The 21536-nt window shown below is 63.2% G+C and carries 19 protein-coding genes and 1 pseudogene; 10 read left to right on the top strand and 10 right to left on the bottom strand.

What is annotated here, in order from left to right; all coding sequences use genetic code 11:
- Window positions 1-171 precede the first annotated feature (171 nt).
- From J3P89_RS22870 to J3P89_RS22860, 3 genes are read left to right on the top strand one after another with little or no spacing between them, the layout of a single operon-like run.
- A complete protein-coding gene (locus J3P89_RS22870; RefSeq protein ID WP_434695731.1) occupies window positions 172-588 on the top strand; it encodes an NUDIX hydrolase in 417 nt (138 codons plus the stop codon).
- 23 nt (window positions 589-611) lie between these two features.
- Window positions 612-1250 (top strand): LysE family translocator, encoded by a 639-nt coding sequence (locus J3P89_RS22865; RefSeq protein WP_434602926.1) that lies wholly within the window; start codon window positions 612-614, stop codon window positions 1248-1250.
- Complete coding sequence (locus J3P89_RS22860; protein WP_434695730.1) at window positions 1247-1744, top strand: GNAT family N-acetyltransferase; 498 nt, start codon at window positions 1247-1249, stop codon at window positions 1742-1744. The genes J3P89_RS22865 and J3P89_RS22860 overlap by 4 nt, the downstream gene beginning before the upstream one ends.
- Window positions 1745-1912: 168 nt before the next feature.
- Here the strand turns inward: J3P89_RS22860 and metR are convergent, their stop codons facing one another.
- Window positions 1913-2830: a transcriptional regulator MetR gene (gene metR, locus J3P89_RS22855; RefSeq protein WP_053124730.1), complete on the bottom strand. Its 918-nt coding sequence runs from the start codon at window positions 2828-2830 to the stop codon at window positions 1913-1915.
- Window positions 2831-3005: 175 nt separating this feature from the next.
- Between metR and J3P89_RS22850 the strand changes: the two are divergent.
- Both J3P89_RS22850 and J3P89_RS22845 read left to right on the top strand, forming a co-directional pair.
- Window positions 3006-3608 (top strand): annotated as a pseudogene (locus tag J3P89_RS22850) (5-methyltetrahydropteroyltriglutamate--homocysteine S-methyltransferase); the annotation flags it as partial.
- Window positions 3609-3743: 135 nt separating this feature from the next.
- Entirely contained in the window at window positions 3744-4763 is a 1020-nt protein-coding gene (locus J3P89_RS22845) for an alpha/beta fold hydrolase (RefSeq protein ID WP_305496480.1), read from the top strand.
- Window positions 4764-4822: 59 nt separating this feature from the next.
- Here the strand turns inward: J3P89_RS22845 and J3P89_RS22840 are convergent, their stop codons facing one another.
- Complete coding sequence (locus J3P89_RS22840; protein ID WP_434695729.1) at window positions 4823-5704, bottom strand: LysR substrate-binding domain-containing protein; 882 nt, start codon at window positions 5702-5704, stop codon at window positions 4823-4825.
- A gap of 110 nt (window positions 5705-5814) precedes the next feature.
- On the opposite strand from J3P89_RS22840, the gene J3P89_RS22835 reads away from it, so the two are divergent.
- Window positions 5815-7443, top strand: coding sequence for a 5-guanidino-2-oxopentanoate decarboxylase (locus J3P89_RS22835; protein ID WP_434698042.1), 1629 nt, complete (start codon window positions 5815-5817; stop codon window positions 7441-7443).
- A 145-nt stretch (window positions 7444-7588) separates the two neighbouring features.
- Here the strand turns inward: J3P89_RS22835 and J3P89_RS22830 are convergent, their stop codons facing one another.
- Window positions 7589-8518, bottom strand: a complete 930-nt coding sequence (locus J3P89_RS22830; protein ID WP_434569660.1) for an AraC family transcriptional regulator — start codon at window positions 8516-8518, stop codon at window positions 7589-7591.
- Window positions 8519-8845: 327 nt separating this feature from the next.
- Here J3P89_RS22830 and J3P89_RS22825 point away from each other — a divergent pair, with 327 nt between their 5' ends.
- Window positions 8846-9199, top strand: a complete 354-nt coding sequence (locus tag J3P89_RS22825; protein WP_434673628.1) for a putative quinol monooxygenase — start codon at window positions 8846-8848, stop codon at window positions 9197-9199.
- Between the two features lie 40 nt (window positions 9200-9239).
- Window positions 9240-9473 (top strand): hypothetical protein, encoded by a 234-nt coding sequence (locus J3P89_RS22820; RefSeq protein ID WP_434698041.1) that lies wholly within the window; start codon window positions 9240-9242, stop codon window positions 9471-9473.
- Between the two features lie 161 nt (window positions 9474-9634).
- Here the strand turns inward: J3P89_RS22820 and J3P89_RS22815 are convergent, their stop codons facing one another.
- The 6 genes from J3P89_RS22815 to J3P89_RS22790 form a co-directional block, all read right to left on the bottom strand.
- Entirely contained in the window at window positions 9635-10255 is a 621-nt protein-coding gene (locus tag J3P89_RS22815) for a flavin reductase family protein (protein ID WP_305496469.1), read from the bottom strand.
- 194 nt (window positions 10256-10449) lie between these two features.
- Window positions 10450-10668: a hypothetical protein gene (locus J3P89_RS22810; RefSeq protein ID WP_434695727.1), complete on the bottom strand. Its 219-nt coding sequence runs from the start codon at window positions 10666-10668 to the stop codon at window positions 10450-10452.
- Window positions 10669-10804: 136 nt separating this feature from the next.
- Entirely contained in the window at window positions 10805-12124 is a 1320-nt protein-coding gene (locus tag J3P89_RS22805) for an MFS transporter (RefSeq protein WP_305496467.1), read from the bottom strand.
- A gap of 289 nt (window positions 12125-12413) precedes the next feature.
- Window positions 12414-13748 (bottom strand): sigma-54-dependent transcriptional regulator, encoded by a 1335-nt coding sequence (locus J3P89_RS22800; protein ID WP_434695726.1) that lies wholly within the window; start codon window positions 13746-13748, stop codon window positions 12414-12416.
- Window positions 13741-15504: a sensor histidine kinase gene (locus J3P89_RS22795; RefSeq protein ID WP_434695725.1), complete on the bottom strand. Its 1764-nt coding sequence runs from the start codon at window positions 15502-15504 to the stop codon at window positions 13741-13743. The genes J3P89_RS22800 and J3P89_RS22795 overlap by 8 nt, the downstream gene beginning before the upstream one ends.
- A 311-nt stretch (window positions 15505-15815) precedes the next feature.
- A complete protein-coding gene (locus J3P89_RS22790; RefSeq protein WP_434695724.1) occupies window positions 15816-17339 on the bottom strand; it encodes a fumarate hydratase in 1524 nt (507 codons plus the stop codon).
- 482 nt (window positions 17340-17821) lie between these two features.
- Between J3P89_RS22790 and J3P89_RS22785 the strand changes: the two genes are divergently transcribed.
- Window positions 17822-18928, top strand: a complete 1107-nt coding sequence (locus tag J3P89_RS22785) for a diguanylate cyclase domain-containing protein (protein ID WP_434602934.1) — start codon at window positions 17822-17824, stop codon at window positions 18926-18928.
- Entirely contained in the window at window positions 18921-19871 is a 951-nt protein-coding gene (locus J3P89_RS22780) for an iron-sulfur-binding ferredoxin reductase (RefSeq protein ID WP_434695723.1), read from the top strand. The genes J3P89_RS22785 and J3P89_RS22780 overlap by 8 nt, the downstream gene beginning before the upstream one ends.
- Before the next feature lie 173 nt (window positions 19872-20044).
- On the opposite strand, the gene pyk is transcribed toward J3P89_RS22780, so the two are convergent.
- Window positions 20045-21496: a pyruvate kinase gene (gene pyk / locus J3P89_RS22775; protein WP_434695722.1), complete on the bottom strand. Its 1452-nt coding sequence runs from the start codon at window positions 21494-21496 to the stop codon at window positions 20045-20047.
- Window positions 21497-21536 lie beyond the last annotated feature (40 nt).

Below are 21536 nucleotides of genomic sequence, written 5' to 3'. Positions count from 1 at the left end.
CTCGCGATAGCGGAGTGTCAGTCAAATATTTTCAACTGATCCACCGCCATCGCGAGCAAGCTCGCTCCCACAATGGGGCTGTGTCGGGTTTGGGGATCTGGGCCAGGCTTTGCTCCCACCGCCTGCCCCCTGTACCCTGCCCGGCATTTTCCGCCCGAGGCCTTTTTGACCATGACCACTGCTCTCATCCGTATCGCCGCCGCCCTGCTCATCGGCCCTGACGGCCGGACCCTGCTGGTACGCAAGCGCGGCACCCAGGCCTTCATGCAACCGGGTGGCAAGATCGAAGCCGATGAACAACCGGTCCAGGCCCTGGCTCGGGAGCTGGAGGAGGAACTCGGCCTGAGGATCGATCCGGCGCAGGCTCGTCACCTTGGACAGTTCAGCGCGCCGGCTGCCAACGAGCCGGGTTTTACCGTGCAGGCCGAAGTGTTTTTGCTGGACATCGATGCTCAGGTTTCTCCCGCCGCCGAGATCGAGGAAGTGTGTTGGGTCGATCCGGCCGGCACCGGCGATTTGTTGCTGGCGCCGTTGACAGGCGAGGTGATCCTGCCGTTTTATCGAGCCACTTGTCTCGCGATTTGCTGATTCAGAACTCAAGGACTGACCTCATGATTCCATTGCCGGACCTGCTGATTTTCGCCGCCGCCGCGTTGTTGATGGTGCTCACGCCCGGCCCGAACATGATCTACCTGATTTCCCGCTCGATCTGCCAGGGCCGCAAGGCCGGCGTCACCTCTTTGCTTGGCGTGGTGGCGGGCTTCTTCGTGCACATGTTCGCCGCGGCGGCGGGGCTGACGGCGGTGTTCCTGGCGGTGCCGATGGCTTATGAAATCCTCAAGTGGGCCGGCGCGCTGTATCTGCTCTGGCTGGCCTGGCAAGCGGTGAAGCCGGGGGCTCGCTCGCCTTTTCAGGCCCAGCAGTTGCCGGCGGACTCGACCCGCAAACTGATCACCATGGGTTTTCTCACCAGTGCCTTGAACCCGAAGATCGCGGTGTTCTATCTGTCTGTGTTCCCGCAGTTCATCAGCCCGGAGCACGGCTCGCTGTTCACCCAGAGCATCATCCTCGGGCTGACGCAGATCAGCGTGAGCTTCAGCGTCAACCTGCTGATCGCGCTGTTCGCCGCCGGCATCGCCTCGTGGTTTGTCCACAACCCGACCTGGCTGGCGGCGCAGCGCTATTTCATGGGGTTTGTTCTCGGTGCGCTGGCGCTGCGACTGATGCTTGAGCAACGGCGCTCGGCGTGAACATCCGACGGCTGAAGGTGGCTGATGCCCAGGGCTATCGGGAGTTGATTCTCCAGGCCTATGAGTTGCATCCAGAGGCTTTTACCTCCAGCGCCAGTGAGCGGGCGACGCTGCCCATCAACTGGTGGGAATCACGCCTGACCAGCCGGCTCGATGTGATCCTCGGGGCGTTCGTGGTGGACGAACTGGTTGGTATCGTCGGCCTGTCCCTGGAGCCTCGGTTGAAGGCCAGGCACAAGGCGACCCTGTTCGGCATGTACGTCGCCGCCGCCCATCGCCACGGGGGGCTTGGTCAGCAGTTGGTCCAGGCGGCCCTCGACGAAGCCCGTCGTCACGCCTTTCTGCGGCTGGTGCAACTGACCGTCACCGCCGGCAACGACCCAGCCGTCAAACTCTATCAGCGCTGCGGTTTCGTGCTCTACGGGCTCGAACCGATGGCGATCCGCGTGGGCGAAGAGTATTTCGACAAGATCCACATGTGGCTTGAACTCTGAACCGAGCGAGCATCACCGTTGCGCTTTGTGGCGAGGGGATTTATCCCCGTTGGGCTGCGCAGCAGCCCTGAAGCACTGAACTCAATATTCCTGGCATACCGAGTTGCCTGGTTTGGGGGCTGCTGCGCAGCCCAGCGGGGATAAATCCCCTCGCCACAAAGGCCCTTGTCAGCGCACGGCACTGACACCGTCGAGGGTGGAAAACGATGTGTCCTTGGCCGTCAGCAAAAAATCGCGCATGTACGGCGCGTCGAGCATGTCGGTGCGCACCGCCGCGTAGAGCGTGGCGAACAGACCCTTCTCCCCCAGCCGCTTGGCCTTCACGTAGCCCCGTGAGCTGTATTCATGCAGTGCCCAGTGAGGCATGCCGCAGACGCCCCGGCCGCTGGCAACCAGTTGCATCATCATTACCGTCAGCTCGGAGGTGCGAACCTGGGCCGGTTCGATGTCGGCCGGCTCCAGGAAACGGGTGAAGATGTCCAGCCGATCGCGCTCCACCGGATAGGTGATCAGGGTTTCGCTGACCAGGTCTTCGGGCACGATGTACGGTTTGCCCGCCAGTCGATGCTGGTTCGCCACTGCGAGCATCGCCTCGTAGGTGAACAGCGGCACATAGGTGATGCCCGCCAGCTCCAGCGGGTCGGAAGTGACCACCAGGTCGAGGTCGCCCCGGGCCAGGGCCGGCAGCGGGGCGAAGGCGAAGCCCGAGGCCAGGTCCAGCTCGACTTCCGGCCAGGCATCGCGGAACTGGTCGATGGTCGGCATCAGCCATTGGAAGCAGCTGTGGCACTCGATGGCCATGTGCAGACGCCCGGCGGTGCCGCCGGCCAGCCGCGCGATGTCCCGCTCGGCGCTGCGCAGCAATGGCAGGGCGGCATCCGCCAGTTGCAACAGGCGCAGGCCGGCGCTGGTGAACCGGACCGGTTTGGTCTTGCGCACGAACAGCTGCATGCCCAGGCGCTCCTCCAGTTCCTTGAACTGGTGGGATAGCGCGGACTGGGTCAGGTGCAGGCGTTCGGCGGCCTCCACCAGGCTGTCGGCTTCGCGCAGGGCGTGCAGGGTCTTCAGGTGACGGAGTTCAAGCACCAGAGTGGCTCCATGAGTAAAACTTGTGATCAACACGAAAAGATTGAGTTTGTCTCATGTGGGTCCGGCTGTCGACAATGACGCCATCTTTTACAGAAGGACATTCACCATGGCCCTGGCCCATACCCTCGGTTTTCTTCGCATCGGCGCCGATCGCCGCCCCGTGCGGCAAGCCCACAACCGGGTGCCGGAGTTTACCGCCGGGCAGACCTTCGCGCTGAGCTGGGAGCACCTGTTCGACGAGGTCGACGAAGCCCACGCGCTGGGACATCGAGTCAAGCCGGCGATCATCGGCCCGCTGACGTACCTGTGGCTGGGCAAGGCCAAGGGCGGTGACTTCGACAAACTCGACCTGCTGGAAAGCCTGTTGCCGGTTTACGGCGAAATCTTCAATCGCCTCAAGGCCCAGGGCGTGGAGTGGGTGCAGATCGATGAACCGATCCTCACCCTCGACCTGCCGCTGGCCTGGCGAAGCGCCTTCGAGCGGGCCTACCACGTCCTCCAGTATTCACCGCTGAAAAAATTGCTGGCGACCTGTTTCAGTGGCCTGCAAGACAACCTCGGCCTGGCGGCGGGCCTGCCGGTGGATGGGCTGCACGTCGACGCCGTGCGTGCGCCGGAACAACTCGGCCAGGTGCTCGATCGCATGCCGACCTACAAGATCCTGTCGGTGGGCCTGGTCAATGGCCGCAACGCCTGGCGCTGTGAACTGGAACAGGCGCTGGCACAATTGCGACCGGCCCGGGAACGCTTCGGCGAGAACCTTTGGGTCAGTACCCTCGCCACGGGTGCTCAGCAATTCAGATAACCACTCGGCAATCTTCATCAAACTGTCACGCAACTGTGGCAGCGCGCTTGAACAAACTTCATCAGACTTGCGCTCTATTGGGGTTCTGCGTTCTGGTGTTTGTTCATGCGTGTATTCATTTTTCTGGCCGCATTGTTGTGCGGCCTGCCGTCGTTGGCGGCTTCTCGTTGTGATGTCAATGTCGCGACCCAACGGGTCGACCTGGACCAGGTAAGCCTGGCGTACCAGAGCATCGGCCGTGCTTCGGATCCCGCGCTGCTGCTGGTGATGGGGCTGGGCGGTCAGTTGATCCATTGGCCGGACGAAGTGGTGGTGGCGCTGTGCGAACAGGGTTTCCGGGTGATTCGCTACGACAACCGGGATGTGGGTCTGTCCGCCTGGCGCCAGGCCCCAGGCACTGCCAACCTGACCTTCGAAGCCTTGCGCTACAAGCTTGGCTTGCCGGTGGCCGCGCCTTATACCTTGACCGACATGGCCGCCGATGGCCTGGGCTTGATGGATGCCTTGCAGGTGCAAAGCTTCCATGTACTGGGCGTGAGCATGGGCGGGATGATCGCCCAGCACATGGCGGCGATGGCGCCGCAACGGGTCGAGAGCCTGACCCTGATCATGACCAGTTCCGGCGCCGCAGGCTTGCCGGCGCCCAGTGAAACGCTGGTGCAGTTGCTGTCACGGCGCAGCGCGCCGAATCGTGAAGTGGCGCTTGAGCAACAGGCCGACCTGCTCGCCGCGCTGGGCAGCCCGATGGTGGTCGATGACCGGCAGGCCTTGCTGCATCAAGCCGCCGTGGCTTACGACCGGGCCTTCAACCCCGAAGGTGTGAAGCGTCAAATCATGGCAATCCTGGCCGAGCCGAGCCGGGTGGCGCTGCTCAATCAATTGCAGGTGCCGACGCTGGTGGTCCATGGCACCGCCGATCCGTTGCTGCCGGTGATGCATGGTGTGCACCTGGCGGCGCACATCCGTGGCAGTCAATTGAAACTGATCCCAGGCCTTGCCCATCGCTTTCAAGAGGCCTTCAAGGAACCCTTGCTGGGCGCGGTGTTGCCCTACTTGCAGCAGCACCGCGAAGACACCTCGCACTGGGCGCAGGTCGAGCCGGCGCAGGCGCCGAATCTGCTTTGATCTTCAAGACTCGCACGATCCCCTGTGGTGAGGGAGCAAGCTCCCTCGCCACAGGGTGGCTACCGTGCGCGAGCCTGCTCTACCAGCCATTCCATCATTTCCTGCAACTGGCCAGACACCTGGACCTTGCGCGGATGCACCAGGTGATAACCCAGCCCGGTCCTGACCTTCAATTCGAACGGCGCCACCAGCCTGCCGGCGCTGAGGTCGTCGCCGATCAGCGACCAGTCGCCAATTGCCACGCCTGTGCCTTGAGACGCCATGGACATCGCCAGGTCCAGGGTTTCGAAATGCTGGCCCTTGCTGACGTTGTTCAGGTGGATGCCGGCCTCGGCGAGCCAGGCGTTCCAGTCGCGCTCGTCGGTGGTGGGGTGCAGCAGCAAGTGCTGTTGCAGGTCGGCGGGCGAGCGCAACGGTGCGGGGCCTTCCAGCAGCGGCGGGGAGCAGACCGGCGTCAGTTGTTCATCGAACAGGTGCAGGCGGGCCAACGAGGCATCGGGCGGCGGGCCGTAGACGACCGCCGCGTCGAAGGTTTCCTGTTGGAAATTCACGCCGTGCCGGACCGTGGTGGTCAGCTCCACCGGCACGTCTGGCCGCTCCTTTTGCCATTGCAACAGGCGCGGCAGCAACCAGCGCATCACGCAGGTCGGCGCCTTGAGTTGCAGGGCCTGGCGTTTCTCGCCGATCTGCTCCAGCGCCTCGCCGATCAGGCCGAACACCTGCTGCACCCGCGGCAGCCACGCCTGGCCTTCGGCGGTCAGGCTCAGGCCACGCGCCTGGCGGTGAAACAGCGGGTAACCCAGGTGCGCTTCCAGTCCGGCAATTTGTCGGCTCACCGCACCTTGAGTGATATGCAGCAGTTCCGCCGCGCGGGTGAAATTGCAACATTGGGCGGTGATCAGGAAGGTGTGCAGCGCCGGCAGCGGAGGAAGTCGTTTCATTGAGGCCGAGCCATGACTTGAAGACATGGCTAGTATGACTTTTTATCGATTGTTGTCGCTATGGCCCGACCGTTCCAATAACGCCATTCCCGAAGAAAAAGGCGATGGCAATGGCGACGTGTGGCGAAGTATTGGTCAAGTTACTCGAAGCTTATGGTGTGGAGCAGGTGTTTGGCATTCCTGGCGTGCACACCGTCGAGTTGTATCGCGGGCTGGCCCGTTCGAGCATCCGTCATGTGACGCCGCGTCACGAGCAAGGCGCCGGGTTCATGGCCGACGGTTATGCGCGGGTCAGCGGTAAGCCGGGGGTGTGTTTCATCATCACCGGGCCGGGCATGACCAATATCGCCACCGCCATGGGCCAGGCTTATGCCGACTCGATCCCGATGCTGGTGATCTCCAGCGTGCAGTCGCGCAGCCAGTTGGGCGGCGGCCGCGGCAAGTTGCATGAGCTGCCGAACCAGAGTGCGCTGGTGGGCGGCGTGGCGGCGTTTTCCCATACGTTGATGTCGGCTGCCGAGTTGCCCGGCGTATTGGCCCGCGCCTTTGCGGTGTTCCAGGCCGGGCGCCCACGGCCGGTGCACATCGAAATCCCGCTGGACGTGCTGGTCGAGGACGCCGATGCGCTGTTGTGCAGCGCACCGGTCCGGGTCAGCCGCGCCGGGGCTGCGCCAGACGCCGTGGAGCAGATGGCGGCATTGCTGGCGACGGCCAGACGGCCACTGATTCTTGCCGGCGGGGGCGCCATCGATGCAGCAGCCGAATTGACCGAACTGGCCGAACGCCTCGGTGCACCGGTGGCGTTGACCATCAATGCCAAGGGCTTGCTGGCGTCCCGGCACCCGTTGCTGATCGGCTCTACCCAGAGCCTGGTCGCGACCCGGGCCTTGGTGGCCGAGGCCGATGTGGTGCTGGCCATCGGCACCGAACTGGCCGAGACCGACTATGACGTGACCTTCGCCGGCGGCTTCGAGATTCCCGGTGCGCTGCTGCGCGTCGACATCGACCCCGACCAGACCGTGCGCAATTACCCACCGAAACTGGCGCTGGTGGCCGATGCGCGAAGTGCTGCTCGCAGCTTGCTCGACGCGCCGAGCCTGCAAGCGCCCGCCGCACGCCAGGACGACTGGGGAGCGGCGCGTGTCGCGCGGTTGTGGGCTGAACTCGACCGACTATGGGATGCACCGACTCGCGCCCAGACCGTGTTTCTCGACAGCGTTTTACAGACGCTGCCTGACGCGGTTTTTGTCGGCGATTCCACCCAGCCGGTGTACACCGGCAACCTCACCTTCAATCTCGAACAGCCGCGCCGCTGGTTCAATTCCTCGACCGGCTACGGCACCCTCGGCTACGCATTGCCGGCGGCGATCGGCGCCTGGCTTGGCGGTGTCGATAACGCCCATGGACGCCCGCCGGTGGTGTGCCTGATCGGCGATGGCGGCCTGCAATTCAGCCTGCCGGAACTGGCCAGCGCCGTGGAAGCGCGGGTACCGGTGATCGTGTTGCTGTGGAATAACCAGGGCTACGAAGAGATCAGGAAATACATGGTCAACCGTGCCATCGAACCGGTGGGCGTGGACATCTACACGCCGGATTTCATCGGCGTCGCCAAGGCGTTGGGCTGTGATGCCGAGGCGGTTGAGGATGTGCCGTCATTGCGGGTGGCGTTGCTTGCTGCACGTGAGCGGCAGGGGCCGACGTTGATCGAGATTGATCAGGCGCGTTGGAAGCCGGAGTAACTGAGGTGTTGCGGCTGGCCCCTTCGCGAGCAGGCTCGCTCCCACGGATGATTTATGGCGAACGCCATGTATGCGCACACCAGAGATCCCCTGTGGGAGCGAGCCTGCTCGCGAAGAGGCCGGTAAGCGCTACACAAATCTCAGGTCACACGGTCATCCGCAACCGCGCCAGATCCCTCAGCGGCGGCGCGCCGAACAGCCGGCTGTATTCGCGGCTGAACTGCGATGGGCTTTCATAACCCACGCGATACCCTGCCGCCGAGGCTTCCAGCCCTTCGGCCAGCATCAGGCGACGGGCTTCCTGCAGGCGCAATTGCTTCTGGTACTGCAACGGGCTCATGGCGGTCATTGCCTTGAAACGATGGTGCAGGGTCGAGACGCTGAGGTTGACTTCCCGGGCCAGGTCGTCGATGCGCAGCGGCTGTTCGAAATGGCCGTTGAGCCATTTGATCGCCTGGCTGATGCGATGGCTCTGGCTGTTGGCAATTGCGATTTCATACAGCCGGTAGCCTTGCGGGCTGCGCAGCAGGCGATAGAGGATTTCCCGGCGCACCAGTGGCGCGAGCATGGCGATGTCTTTCGGGCTGTCCAGCAACCGTGCCAGACGCAGCACCGCATCGAGCATCGGCGTGTCCAGGCGCTCGACATACAGGCCGCGACCGGCGGGGCGGGTCGGTACGCCCAAGGGACCGGCGTCGGCGATCAGCGCGGTGATTTCCGCCGGGTCGATGTCCAGGCGCAGCGCCAGGATCGGTTGTTCGGGCGACACGTCGGCGATGCACCCGCTCAATGGCATCGAGACCGAGACCACCAGGTAGTGCAACGGGTCGTAGTTGAACAGTTCGTCTGCCAGGCGCACTTGCTTGCTGCCCTGGGCCATGATGCACAGCGCCGGTTGGGCCAGCACCGGGGCAAATCTATGCGGCTGGCTGTGGCGCGACAGGTGCAGCGAACCGATGGCCGTGGCGTAGCTGCCGTCCTCGCTGGTATTGCGTTCGATGATCGATGCCAGCTCGGCGCGCTGTTGTTCCAGGTAAGTGTCCAGCGGGACGTGGGCGTGATCGAGTGGCGACATGCCGAAATCCTCGGATGATAGGGATGCGATGGACGCAGCTTAAATTTGTGCAAGGCGCAGCGGTAGCAACATCCTGTTGAAAGCTTGCCTGATCCTGCACGGCCTGTCGGATCGGGACGGTGCAACCTGCTCGAAACTTGCTTGAAACCTTTTGTTTCAAGTTGCGCTGTTTGTGTCGGTTCCAAGCCAGGCCGGCGGCATCTGCGGGCAGGATCGTGCAATGTGTCGGCAGGAATCGACTAACGAAGCTGGCGTCAGGGCGCTTAACCTTTGATCCTGTCGCAGCCCGTCCCCGGCTGCACAATGGATCACCTGGGAGGGTTGAACATGACTACACAGATCCCCGTCAGTCACATGGCTTTCGTGCGGGCACGAGCCGGCTGCAGTCAGCAATTGGGTGCGCGCCTGAGTACCTTGATCACCCCGTCGCGGCAAGCTCCCGGTTGCCTGCACTTCGCCTTGCAGCAATCGCAATGCGACGCCGACCTGTGGCTGGTGTCCGGGCTGTGGACTCACCAGCAGGCGATGGAGGCCTACTTCAATTCCCCGGTAATGGCGATCTTCGCCGAGCTGGTGCAGGACCTGGTGGTGAGCAGCCTGGATTTCCATACCTTTCGCGAAGTGTCTGCCGCCAAGGCGACCGAAGGGTGTATGGCGAAGGTACACAAACTGGCCGGTTGAAGGTTTAATGACGGTCATTCCAACCGCCAGGATGCGCATTATGGCACGCAAAGCCTTTGAAACTTTTGAAGCTGTTTCCGCTGTTGTCCCCAAGGAGGGTGGCGGCTACTATGCAGCCATCGCCACCAAGGCCATCGGCAGTTCCGGCGCGCCGCGTTTCAATAAAGTGCTCGAAGAGCAGACGTTCGAGACTGCTTTCAAAGCCGATGAAGCGGCTGCCCAGCAGTTGACTCACCTGCAGGGTGTCGACGACGAAGGCGACCTGATCTGGTAATCGGCATTTGAGGATTGCTTTTGTGGCGAGGGAGCTTGCTCCCGCTGGGCCGGTCCGACGCTTCGGGCGAAGCGGCCCCTGCTTTCTGGCCATCACACCGTAGGGGATGCTGACGCATCCAGCGGGAGCAAGCTCCCTCGCCACGGGTGATCGTGCAGGTCTCACTTCGGGCGATGCATCCTGAACAACGCCTCCGGCCCCAGCTGGAAATAATCCGCCGGCCCGCCACCGCGCAAAATCGGCTCGGCGGCGGCGGTGTCGTATACCCCATCCTTCAACAGCCACTTGGCGATGTGCACGGCGACGACTTCGCCGAGGATCAGCCAGCTCGGTACGAGCGCCTTGTCGGCACGTTGCAGCTGAATGATCTGCGTGACCTTGCATTCGAAGGATACCGGGCTTTCTGCCACGCGCGGCACCTGGATCACCCGCGACGGGGCGGTTGTCAAACCTGCCAGTTCGAACTCATCGACCTCTGGCGCGACCATTGCGCAGCTCTGGTTCATCTGCTCGGCCAGCGGGCGGGTGGCCAGGTTCCAGGCGAACTCCCCGGTCTGCTCGATATTGTTCAGGCTGTCTTTGCGCCCGACACTTGAGAAACCGATGATCGGCGGAACGTAGTTAAAGGCGTTGAAGAAACTGTAAGGCGCCAGGTTCAGGCGACCTTCGCCGTCCTGGGAAGAAATCCAGCCAATGGGCCGTGGACCGACGATCGCGTTGAACGGATCGTGGGGCAGGCCGTGACCGTTGGCGGGTTCGTAGTAATGGATGTCATCGGGCATGGAGGCGTAGGTCCTGGGATCGGTTTGAACGGTATCCGAGGATAGTGCAGGCGCCGACCGGTTTTGTCAGCAACCCAGAACCCGTGTGGGAGCGAGCCTGCTCGCGAAAGCGCTGGATCAGTTGGCTGGGATGCCGACTGTGCCATTGTCTTCGCGAGCAGGCTCGCTCCCACAGTGTCGGGTGATGGCTGGAATCAGTTGGTGGACGCCGCATCGGCGCGGTCGGCGCCCTGTGTTGCGACGGTCGGCTCGGTGGCGTGATTTTCATCTTGTCTGGCAACAGAGGCCGAGCCGCTGCGGTCATGGGTGCCGGCGATAAAAGCGGCGGTGCCGGTGCGGTCGAAGCCGTCGTCGGCAAAAGCGCTGGTGGCCAATACGGAGAGAGTCAGGGCGAAAATGAGTTGGGTTTTCATGGTCATGCTCCAATCAATGTTTTGATGGAGATGAGAATGAAGTGCGGTCATTAAGTGACAATTAATCTCGAAAACCTGGAACGAAAAAGGGGCGAACCCGGCGAGGTCAGCCCCTTCTGTTGCTACGCCTTGACTATCAGTCCGTCACGATCCGCGAGTGCTTGCGGGTGTCTTTCATGGTGATGTAGACCAGCAGCGATACCGCGATGCAGCCTGTCACGTACCAGTAGTAGCCGGTTTCCATGCCGATGCTCTTGAACCACAGCGCGATGTATTCGGCGGTGCCGCCGAAGATCGATACGGTCAGGGCGTACGGCAGGCCGACGCCGAGGGCGCGGATCTCGGTAGGGAACAGCTCGGCTTTCACCACCGCGTTGATCGAGGTGTAGCCGCTGACGATGATCAGCGCGGCCATGATCAGGAAGAACGCGCCCCACCAGGTCTGGATGGTGTGCAGGGTGGTGAGGATTGGCACCGTGAACAACGTCCCCAGGATGCCGAAGGCAATCAGGATCGGCCGGCGACCGATCTTGTCCGACAGCCCACCGATGATCGGTTGCAGGCACATGAACAGGAACAGCGTGGCGGCGGAAATGGTGGTGGAGTCGGAGATGCTCATGCCGACGGTATTAACCAGGTACTTCTGCATGTAGGTGGTGTAGGTGTAGAACGCCAGCGTACCGCCCATGGTCAGGCCGACCACGGTCAGCAGTTCCTTGGGATGACGCATCAAGGTGCGCATCGCGCTTTCCTTGGCTTTTTCCTTCTTGGTGAACGACTCGGTTTCTTCCATGCCGCGACGCAGGTACAGCGCCACGACTGCGCACAGCGCGCCGATGGCGAACGGGATGCGCCAGCCCCAGGCGTAGAGTTGCTCGGTGGTGAGGACCTGCTGCAGCACGATCAGCACGCCGAGGGCGATGAGCTGGCCGGAGATCAGGGTCACGTACTGGAAGCTGGAGAAGAAACCACGTCGTTCCTTGGTCGCCATCTCGCTCAGGTAGGTGGCCGACGTGCCGTATTCGCCACCCACCGACAAGCCTTGGAGCAAGCGGGCGAAGACCAGCAGGATCGGCGCGCCGACGCCGATGGTTTCGTAGCTCGGGCTCAGGGCGATGATCAGCGAGCCGAAGCACATCAGGTACACCGAGGCCATCAACGCGCGTTTACGGCCGGCGCGGTCGGCGTACAGGCCCATCAGCCAGCCACCGATCGGGCGCATCAGGAAGCCGACGGCGAAGATCGCGGCAGTGTTGAGCAGTTGGGCGGTAGTGTCGCCCTTGGGGAAGAAGGCTTTGGCGAAGTACAACGAGAAAGCGGCATAGACGTACCAGTCGTACCACTCGACCATGTTGCCGACCGAGCCGCTGAAGATCGATTTGATCCGGCTGGCGGTGGTTCTTTCACGGGCGGGCACGGCAGCCGACCCAATGGGCAGGGCGTTGGAGTTATCCATTGAAGGATCCTTCGTTTAATTGTTTTTGTGGAGCGCGTGTGAACGCAGCCTGCCAGGGCTATAGCAGGAGCTGTGCCAGGTGGCGGAGGGCCGGTTTAGAGGGGTTCATGGCGGCGTCTAAGCGGAAATCCGCTTATCGTGGCTAAGGGGTTGAGCGGAAATCCGCTTATCAAGTGATGTATCGGGCGGCCTCTTCGCGAGCAGGCTCGCTCCCACATGGGTTCAGTATTCGCAGGTCCCTGTGGGAGCGAGCCTGCTCGCGAAGAGGGCAGAGCAGGCAGCGCAAAAATCAGCGCTCCTGCAAAAACATCTCCCGATTCAACCCATGCCGCTGCATCTTTTCGTTGAAGGTGCGGCGTGGCAGTTGCAGTTCTTCGAGCACGGCTTTCACGTCGCCCTTGTGTCGCGTGAGGGCGGCGCGCAGGCATTGGGCTTCGAAGGCTTCCTGCCGGGCCGCCAGGGATTGGCCGGGCGCCGTATCCTCGGCGGGTAGTTGCTCCAGGCCCAGCACCTGGCGTTCGGCGACGTTGGCCAGCTCGCGGACGTTGCCCGGCCAGTCATGGCTGAGCAAATGGCTCAGTTGCGGGCCGCTCAGCGGCGTTGCCGGGCGGCCCAGGCGTTCGGCGGCGCTGTGGGCGAAATGTTCAAACAGCAAGGGGATGTCTTCGCGCCGTTCACGCAGCGGCGGCAGGCGCAGTTCGGCGATATTCAGCCGATAGGCCAGGTCTTCGCGGAATCGCCCGGCACGGGCTTCGTCCAACAGGTCCGGTTTAGTCGAGGCAATGATGCGCAGGTCCACCGGGATGCTCTGGTTAGAGCCCAGGCGCTCGAGTTTCTTTTCCTGCAGAACCCGCAGCAACTTGGCCTGTTGCGCCAGGGGCATGCTTTCGATTTCATCAAGAAACAGCGTGCCGCCATCGGCATATTCGAGCTTGCCGATGCGTTTGCCCTGGGCGCCGGTAAACGCGCCGCTTTCATGGCCGAACAGTTCGGCCTCGAACAGCGGCTCGGGAATGGCCGCACAGTTCAGCGCCACGAAAGGCTTGCTCGCCCTTGGGCCGAAATCATGCAGGCAGCGGGCGACCAGTTCCTTGCCACTGCCGGTTTCGCCGCGAATCAACACGTTGACTGGCAGGGTCGCCAGGTCCAGCACCTGGCGGCGCAGGTTCTGCAAAGGCCGGGAGACGCCCAGCAGCGTGGTGTCCAGCCGGGCCCTGGCGTCGGCCTGCTCGTGCAGTCGCCGGTTCTCCAGCACCAGGAAACGTTTATCGAGGGCGCGACGCAGGCTGCCCAGCAGGGCCTCAGGGCTGAAGGGTTTTTCCAGGAAGTCGTAGGCCCCGTCGCGCATGGCTTCCACCGCCATGGGTACATCGCCGTGACCGGTCAACAGGATCACCGGCAGGTCGGGGTCGCGCTTGCGTACTTCGGCCAACAGTTCCAGGCCGCTGAGCCCAGGCATGCGCACGTCACTCAGGATCACCCCGGCAAAATTCTCCGGCAACTGAACCAGGCAGTCTTCGGCGCGGCTGAACAACTGCACGCGGAATCCGGACAGGCTCAGCCACTGCTCTACGGCACTGCGGATACTGCTCTCGTCATCGACGACTATGACCGAATCAAGCATGCAACGGCGCCTCCGGATCGATGGGCAAGGTGACGCAGAATACCGCGCCGTTTTCGTGATCGCCCGCTGTCAGCCGCCCGCCGGATTCATGAATGATCGCAAACGACACCGCCAGGCCCAGGCCCAGGCCATCGCCGACGGCCTTGGTGGTGAAAAAGGGGTCGAACACCTGGGCCAGGTGCTCTTCGGCAATTCCGCCGCCGCTGTCTTTCACCGTCAGGCACCACAGTTGCTCATCGGCCTGCAGGCGCACTTCCAGGCGCTTGATCGGTTGATCGACCATCGCGTCGAGAGCGTTGCGCAGCAGGTTGATCAGCACCTGTTCGAGGCGGATCGCGTCGCCGCGAACCCAGGCCGGGCGGGCCAGGTGCAACACCGTGCTGACGTGTTCATCGCGCAGGCGTGTCTCCAGCAATTGCAGGGCCTGGTCGACCACCGCTGCCAGGTCCAGGCGCTCTCGGAGGCCGCTCGGGCTTTTGCGGGCAAAGGTTTTGAGGTGGCCGGTGAGAGCCGCCATGCGCGTGAGCATGTCATCCACCGGTTTGAGCGCCTTGTAGGCGTCATCGATCCGGCCATGGTCAAGCAACAGGCGCAGGGTCGCCAGCTGCATGCGCTGGGCGGTCAGCGGCTGGTTGATCTCGTGGGCCAGTGCTGCCGACATCTGCCCCAGGGCAGCGAGCTTGGCCGATTGCACCAGGCCGTCCTGGGCAGTGCGCAGTTCACGCGTGCGTTCCTCCACCAGCCGTTCGAGTTCCTCGCGGCTGCGTTGACGCAGTCTTGCCAGGCGCCAGCGCTGGTTGAGAAACAGCAACAGGAACACCAGCGCCAGCCACAACCCGGCGGCGGCGAGCCCGGCGTTGCGCAGGTCTTCAAAGGCGATCTGCGGCCTGCGCAACAAATGCAGGGTCCAGCCTTCGCCGGTCAACGGCAGGGATTCCCAGAGATAGTCCGCCGTGCCATCGGGCGCTTCGACCCGGGCCAGATGGCTGTTGTCGTCGAAGCGTCGCAGCGGATCGAAGGCCAGGGGCTGCAGCGGTTGCTTGTCGTATTGACGGGTAGCCTTTAGTTCTGCGCGGTCGCTGTCGGCCAGCGGGCGCAGGTGGCGATAACGCCAGCCCGGGCGGTTGGCAATGAAAATGATGCCGCGCGCATCGCTGACCAGCAAGGTGTCGCTGCCCTGGCGCCATTCCCGTTCCAGCTCGGGAAACTCCAGCTTCACGACCATGGCGCCTTGGAACTCGCCGTTGTCGCCGGTTACCGCGCTCGACAGGAAATAGCCGGGGATGCCACTGGTAACGCCCACGGCATAAAACCGCCCGGTGCCCTGGGTTCGGGTCTGGATGAAGTAGGGACGAAAACCATAATTGTGGCCGACATAGCTGCTCGGCAGCCGCCAGTTGCTGGCCGCTACGGCCAGGCCGGTATGGTCCAGCAATTCCAGGGTGGAGGACTGCGCGGCGCCGTTGATCTTTTCCAGCTTGCGATTCAGTTCATCCTGTTGCGCCGCACTGACCGGGCCCTTTAGGGCATCGCGCAGTTGTGGGTCCAGCGCCAGCACGGAGGGCAGGGCGCGGTAGCGTTCAATCAGGGTATGAAGGGAGTTGGCGTACAGCGCCAGTTGCTGGCTGGCACGGCTGGCGTCCTCTTCCAGGGCCGCGCGTTCGGCGTGACGCACGGCGAGGGTGGCGGCGATGGCAGCGCCAGTAAGAATCAGCAGGGTGTACAGCGACAGGCGCAGGGTACGGGTATTCGGCATGCTGGCGTAAACCAGTGGAAAGTCGGGCGGGCAAGATAGCATGCTGGATCGGCTTCGGGCCTGCACCACCGCCATCGCGAGCAAGCTCGCTCCCACACTGGGTCTGCGGTGATCACTGTATTTCGATTCACACCCTATCCCTTGTGGGAGCGAGCCTGCTCGCGAATGCGGTGGAACACTCTGCATTGATGTCGACTGACAAAGCGCTTTCGCGAGCAGGCTCGCTCCCACAGGTTTTGATTGTCGTATCACAAAAAAAGGCCGGTGAGCTTGTCGCCCCACCGGCCTTTTTCACAACGGTAAAATGCGCGTTACTGCACCTCTACCGCCAGGCTTTCGCTGATCTTCTGCTGCCAGATCGCCGGACCGGTGATGTGCACCGACTCGCCCTTGCTGTCGACCGCAACGGTCACCGGCATGTCCTTGACCTCGAACTCGTAGATCGCTTCCATCCCCAGTTCGGCGAAGGCCAGGACCTTGGATTTCTTGATCGCCTGGGCCACCAGGTAAGCGGCACCGCCGACGGCCATCAGGTAGACCGCCTTGTTGTCCTTGATCGCTTCGATGGCGGTCGGGCCGCGCTCGGATTTGCCGATCATGCCCAACAGGCCGGTCTGCTCGAGGATCTGGCGGGTGAACTTGTCCATCCGCGTGGCGGTGGTCGGGCCGGCCGGGCCAACCACTTCGTCGCCGACCGGGTCGACCGGGCCAACGTAGTAGATGAAGCGGCCCTTGAGGTCCACCGGCAGGGTTTCACCGTTGTTCAGCATCTCGACCATGCGCTTGTGCGCCGCGTCGCGACCGGTGAGCATCTTGCCGTTGAGCAATACCGTTTCGCCCGGCTTCCAGCTCTGCACTTCTTCCGGGGTCAGGGTGTCGAGGTTCACGCGACGCGCCGACGGACCGGCTTCCCAGACGATTTCCGGGTAGGCGTCCAGCGGTGGCGCTTCCAGCGAGGCCGGGCCGCTGCCGTCGAGCACGAAGTGGGCATGACGGGTGGCGGCGCAGTTGGGGATCATGCACACCGGCAGGGAGGCGGCGTGGGTCGGGTAGTCCATGATCTTCACGTCGAGCACGGTAGTCAGGCCGCCCAGGCCCTGGGCGCCGATGCCCAGTTGGTTGACCTTCTCGAACAGCTCCAGGCGCATCTCTTCGATACGGTTCTGCGGGCCGCGGGCCTTGAGCTCGTGGATGTCGATGGATTCCATCAACACTTCCTTGGCCATCACCGCGGCTTTCTCGGCGGTGCCGCCGATGCCGATACCGAGCATGCCCGGTGGACACCAGCCGGCGCCCATGGTCGGAACGGTCTTGAGTACCCAGTCGACGATGGAGTCGGACGGGTTGAGCATCGCCATCTTCGACTTGTTCTCGGAGCCGCCGCCCTTGGCCGCCACGTCCACTTCCACGGTGTTGCCCGGGACGATGGAGTAGTGGATGACCGCCGGCGTGTTGTCCTTGGTGTTCTTGCGCGCGCCTGCCGGGTCGGCGAGGATCGATGCGCGCAGGACGTTTTCCGGCAGGTTGTAGGCGCGACGCACGCCCTCGTTGATCATGTCGTCCAGGCCCATGGTCGCGCCATCCCAACGCACGTCCATGCCCACGCGCACGAACACGGTCACGATACCGGTGTCCTGGCAGATCGGCCGATGGCCGGTGGCGCACATGCGCGAGTTGATCAGGATCTGCGCCATGGAATCACGGGCCGCCGGCGATTCTTCGCGCAGGTAGGCCTCGTGCATCGCCTGGATGAAATCCACGGGGTGGTAATAGGAAATGAACTGCAAGGCGTCGGCGACGCTCTGTATCAGGTCATCTTGCTTGATCACGGTCATGAGTCGCGCTCCTCTCTAAAGACGGGAACATTCAATAAGGTGCCGGCCGCTTGGGTGCATCGGTCGACGGGCGGCACCTCTATAAGGCACGCCGGGCATGCTGGCGCGACGCTAAAAAGGCGCGGCAGTATATCGCAGGCACGCAGCCTGTGGGAGCGAGCTTGCTCGCGATGGCGACCTGCGGCCTGAAGGCAGCGTCACCAAACCCGTGGCGAGGGAGCTTGCTCCCGCTGGGCTGCGCAGCGGCCCCAGGATTTTGCGGTCGCTGCGCACTGGAGCGCCAGCCCGGCCGAGCGGGAGCAAGCTCCCTCGCCACGGGGACCGCGTCGGAGCCAGCAGATGCGTCAATCTGGGCCATTGCTTTGACGCCATTTTTCTGCGCCAGAATTGAATGGTCATTTGCCGAACACGCCACTAAAGTGGCGTCTGGCCTGTAGCGTAGGACGCCTCTGTCAGTCTCCTTTCCCATGGTGAGTCACCGATTGACCCATAACGCCATCCAACGTCTTTTGCTTAAACGCTTTGCCCTCGCAGCCACGACTTATGCGCTGGCACTGGTATTGTTGTGGCTGGCGTTTTTCAGTGGTCATTACCTCGACACATTGCGTGGCGTCATTGTTGGCAGCCTGTTGGTCGTGCTGTGCCAGGCCGGTCTGTTCACGCTGTTCATCACCGACCGCAACCTGCGATTCGCCGACCCCAGCCTCACGGAAATACAGGTCTGGATCGGCCTGGGCTGGCAGACCTGGATGATGGCGCACCTGGACCAGGCCCGGGGCGTGTTCCTGGTGTTCTATGTGCTGATCCTGCTGTTCGGGCTGTTTCACCTGTCCCGCCGGGCCTTCGTGCGTTGCGCGACGCTGGTGTTCATCAGCTTCACCGGGATCACGCTCTGGGACGGTTATTTCTTTCGCCTGCCCGATCCGACGCTGGCCGGTCTGCAGGTCTGCGTACTGTTCATCGTGCTGGTGTGGCTGGTGTTGTACGCCCGCTACGTCCAGACCTCGCGTCAACGCATGCGCCAGCGTCGATTTGCCTTGCAGGCGCACCAGGACACATTGCGCGGCATGATGCGCCAGCTCGAAGACCTGGTGGCCACAGATGAACTGACCGGCCTGTTCAACCGCCGGCACTTCCTGCGCCTGGCCGGCCGCGAGCTCAATACCCTCAGGCCCGGCGTCGCCCATGGCCTGGCCTTGATCGACCTCGACCATTTCAAACGCATCAACGACCTGCATGGCCATGCCGCGGGCGACCAGGTATTGCAGGCTTTCGCCGCTGTCGCCACGGCGTGCCTGCGCGAGGGCGATGTGCTGGCCCGTTACGGTGGCGAGGAGTTTGTCATGCTGCTCCCCGCTTGCGATCCCACGCGCCTGACGGCCTGTTGCGAGCGATTGCGGCTGGCGTTCACCGAGGTTCGATTGGTCGATCTGCCGGTGGGCAACCTCAGTTTGTCGGTGGGGATGACGATGCTGGAAATCGGCGATGACCTGGACAGCGCCTTGCAGCGCGCCGACCAGGCCTTGTACCGTGCCAAGCGGGACGGCCGCAACCGTTGCGCCGCCGCCTGGGAGAACGTCGATGCCTGAACTGAAAGTCGCCGACCGGCAATGGACGGTGGCGGCTGGCGGCAACCTGCTGGACGCGCTTAACCACGGCGGCGTGCCGGTGCCCTATAGCTGCCGTGCCGGCAGTTGCCATGCCTGCCTGGTGCAATGTGTGAAGGGGGATGTGCGTGACAGCCGCCCCGACGCCCTGAGCCCGGCGCAGCGAGATAACGGCTGGCGCCTGGCATGCCAGTGCCAGGTGGTCGAAGACGTGCAGATCCACACCTTTGATCCACAGCGCGACGGCCAGGCCGCCGCGGTGGACGCGGTGGATTGGCTGGGGGCTGACGTGCTGCGCCTGCGCATCAGCCCGCAACGACCGCTGCGTTATCAAGCCGGGCAACATCTGGTGTTATGGGCCGGTGACGTGGCCCGGCCGTACTCCCTGGCGAGCCTGCCCGAAGAAGATCGTTTCCTGGAGTTTCACCTCGATTGTCGCGAGCCCGGTCAATTCGTCGATGCGGCACGACAACTGAGCACCGGAGACCCGATCCGCCTCGGCGAACTGCGCGGCGGCGCGCTGCATTACGACGCCGACTGGCACGATCGGCCGCTCTGGCTGCTGGCCGCTGGCACCGGCCTCGCACCGCTATTCGGCATCCTCCGTGAAGCGCTGCGCCAGCAGCACCAAGGCACGATTCGGCTGATTCACCTGGCCCATGATGAGGCCGGGCATTACCTGGATAAACCTCTGAAGGCACTGGCGGCCAAACACCCCAACCTGAACGTCGAGCTATTGACCGCAGCCGAGGCGCCAGCGGCGCTCGCGCAACTGCGCCTGGCTTCGCGCCAGACCCAGGCCCTGGTGTGCGGTCATCCGGACCGGGTCGAGGCGTTTGCCAAGCGTTTGTACCTGGCGGGGCTGCCGCGTAATCAGTTGCTGGCGGATGTGTTTCTGACCCGGGAGGACAGTGGCCGCCGATAGACCGCCTTCGCGAGCAGGCTCGCTCCCACAGTGGAATTTGCGGCGTGCATAAGCCCCCCTGTGGGAGCGAGCCTGCTCGCGAAGGCGTCAGCCCAGGCACCACATCCCCAAAGCCATAAACCAAAAAGCCCCGCCATTCACATGGCGGGGCTTTTGTTTTCAGCAACCGGTCATCAAACCATCGGGTCGCCGACGTGCAGGATCTTCATCCCGTTGGTGCCGCCGATGGTGTGGTAGCTGTCGCCCTTGGTCAGGATGACCCAGTCGCCGGTCTGCACCACGCCACGCTTGACCAGTTCATCCACCGCCGCCTGGCTGACTTCGCCCGGTTGCAGGGCGGCCGGGTCGAACGGCACGGTATAGACGCCACGGAACATGGCGGCACGGGCCTGGGTTTCGCGGTGCGGGGAGAACGCGTAGATCGGCACGGAGGAGCGGATGCGCGACATGATCAACGGCGTGTAGCCACTTTCGGTCAGGGCGATGATCGCCTTTACGCCCGGGAAGTGGTTGGCGGTGTACATGGTCGCCAGGGCAATGCTCTCGTCGCAGCGCTCGAAGGTCTTGCCGATGCGGTGGCTGGAGGTTTTGCCGGTCGGGTGCTTTTCAGCGCCGATGCAGATACGTGCCATGGCCTGCACCGCTTCGAGCGGGTAGAGGCCGGCGGCGCTTTCGGCCGAGAGCATCACGGCGTCGGTGTAGTCGAGCACGGCGTTGGCTACGTCGGACACTTCGGCGCGGGTCGGCATCGGGTTCTGGATCATCGACTCCATCATCTGGGTCGCAACGATCACCGCTTTGTTGTGGCGGCGTGCGTGCAGGATGATCTTCTTCTGGATGCCTACCAGTTCGGCATCGCCGATTTCCACGCCGAGGTCGCCACGGGCCACCATCACGGCGTCGGACGCCTTGATCAGGCCATCGAGGGTTTCATCGTCGGCCACGGCTTCGGCGCGTTCGATCTTGGCTACCAGCCAGGCGGTACCGCCGGCCTCGTCGCGCAATTGACGGGCATATTCCATGTCCGCCGCGTCGCGCGGGAAGGACACCGCCAGGTAGTCGACTTCCATTTCCGCGGCCAGCTTGATATCGGCCTTGTCTTTATCGGTCAGGGCCGGAGCGGTCAGGCCGCCGCCGCGACGGTTGATACCCTTGTGGTCCGACAGCGGGCCACCGATGGTCACGACGCAGTTCAGTTCGGTGGCGGTGGCGGTCTCGATGCGCATCACCACGCGGCCGTCGTCGAGCAGCAGCTCGTCGCCCACGCCACAGTCCTTGACCAGGTCCGGGTAGTCGATACCGACGACTTGCTGGTTACCCTCGGTCAATGGATGGCTGGTGGAAAAGGTGAACTTGTCACCGATCTTCAGCTCGATGCGCTTGTTGGCGAATTTGGCAATGCGGATCTTCGGGCCTTGCAGGTCACCCAGCAGGGCGACGAAGCGGCCATGCTTGGCGGCCAGGTCGCGCACCAGCTTGGCACGAGCCTTGTGCTCGTCGGGGGTGCCGTGGGAGAAGTTCAGGCGGGCAACGTCCAGGCCAGCCAGAATCAGCTGTTCGAGAACTTCCGGCGAGTTACTGGCCGGGCCAAGGGTAGCGACGATTTTGGTGCGACGGACGGACATGCAGGACTCCTCAAGTTCAAGCGCCAGCGAAGGCTACTAT

This window comes from Pseudomonas sp. Z1-14 (assembly GCF_051132005.1).
Classification (GTDB): Bacteria; Pseudomonadota; Gammaproteobacteria; order Pseudomonadales; family Pseudomonadaceae; genus Aquipseudomonas.
This window is presented reverse-complemented; position numbering and strand designations above follow the sequence as displayed.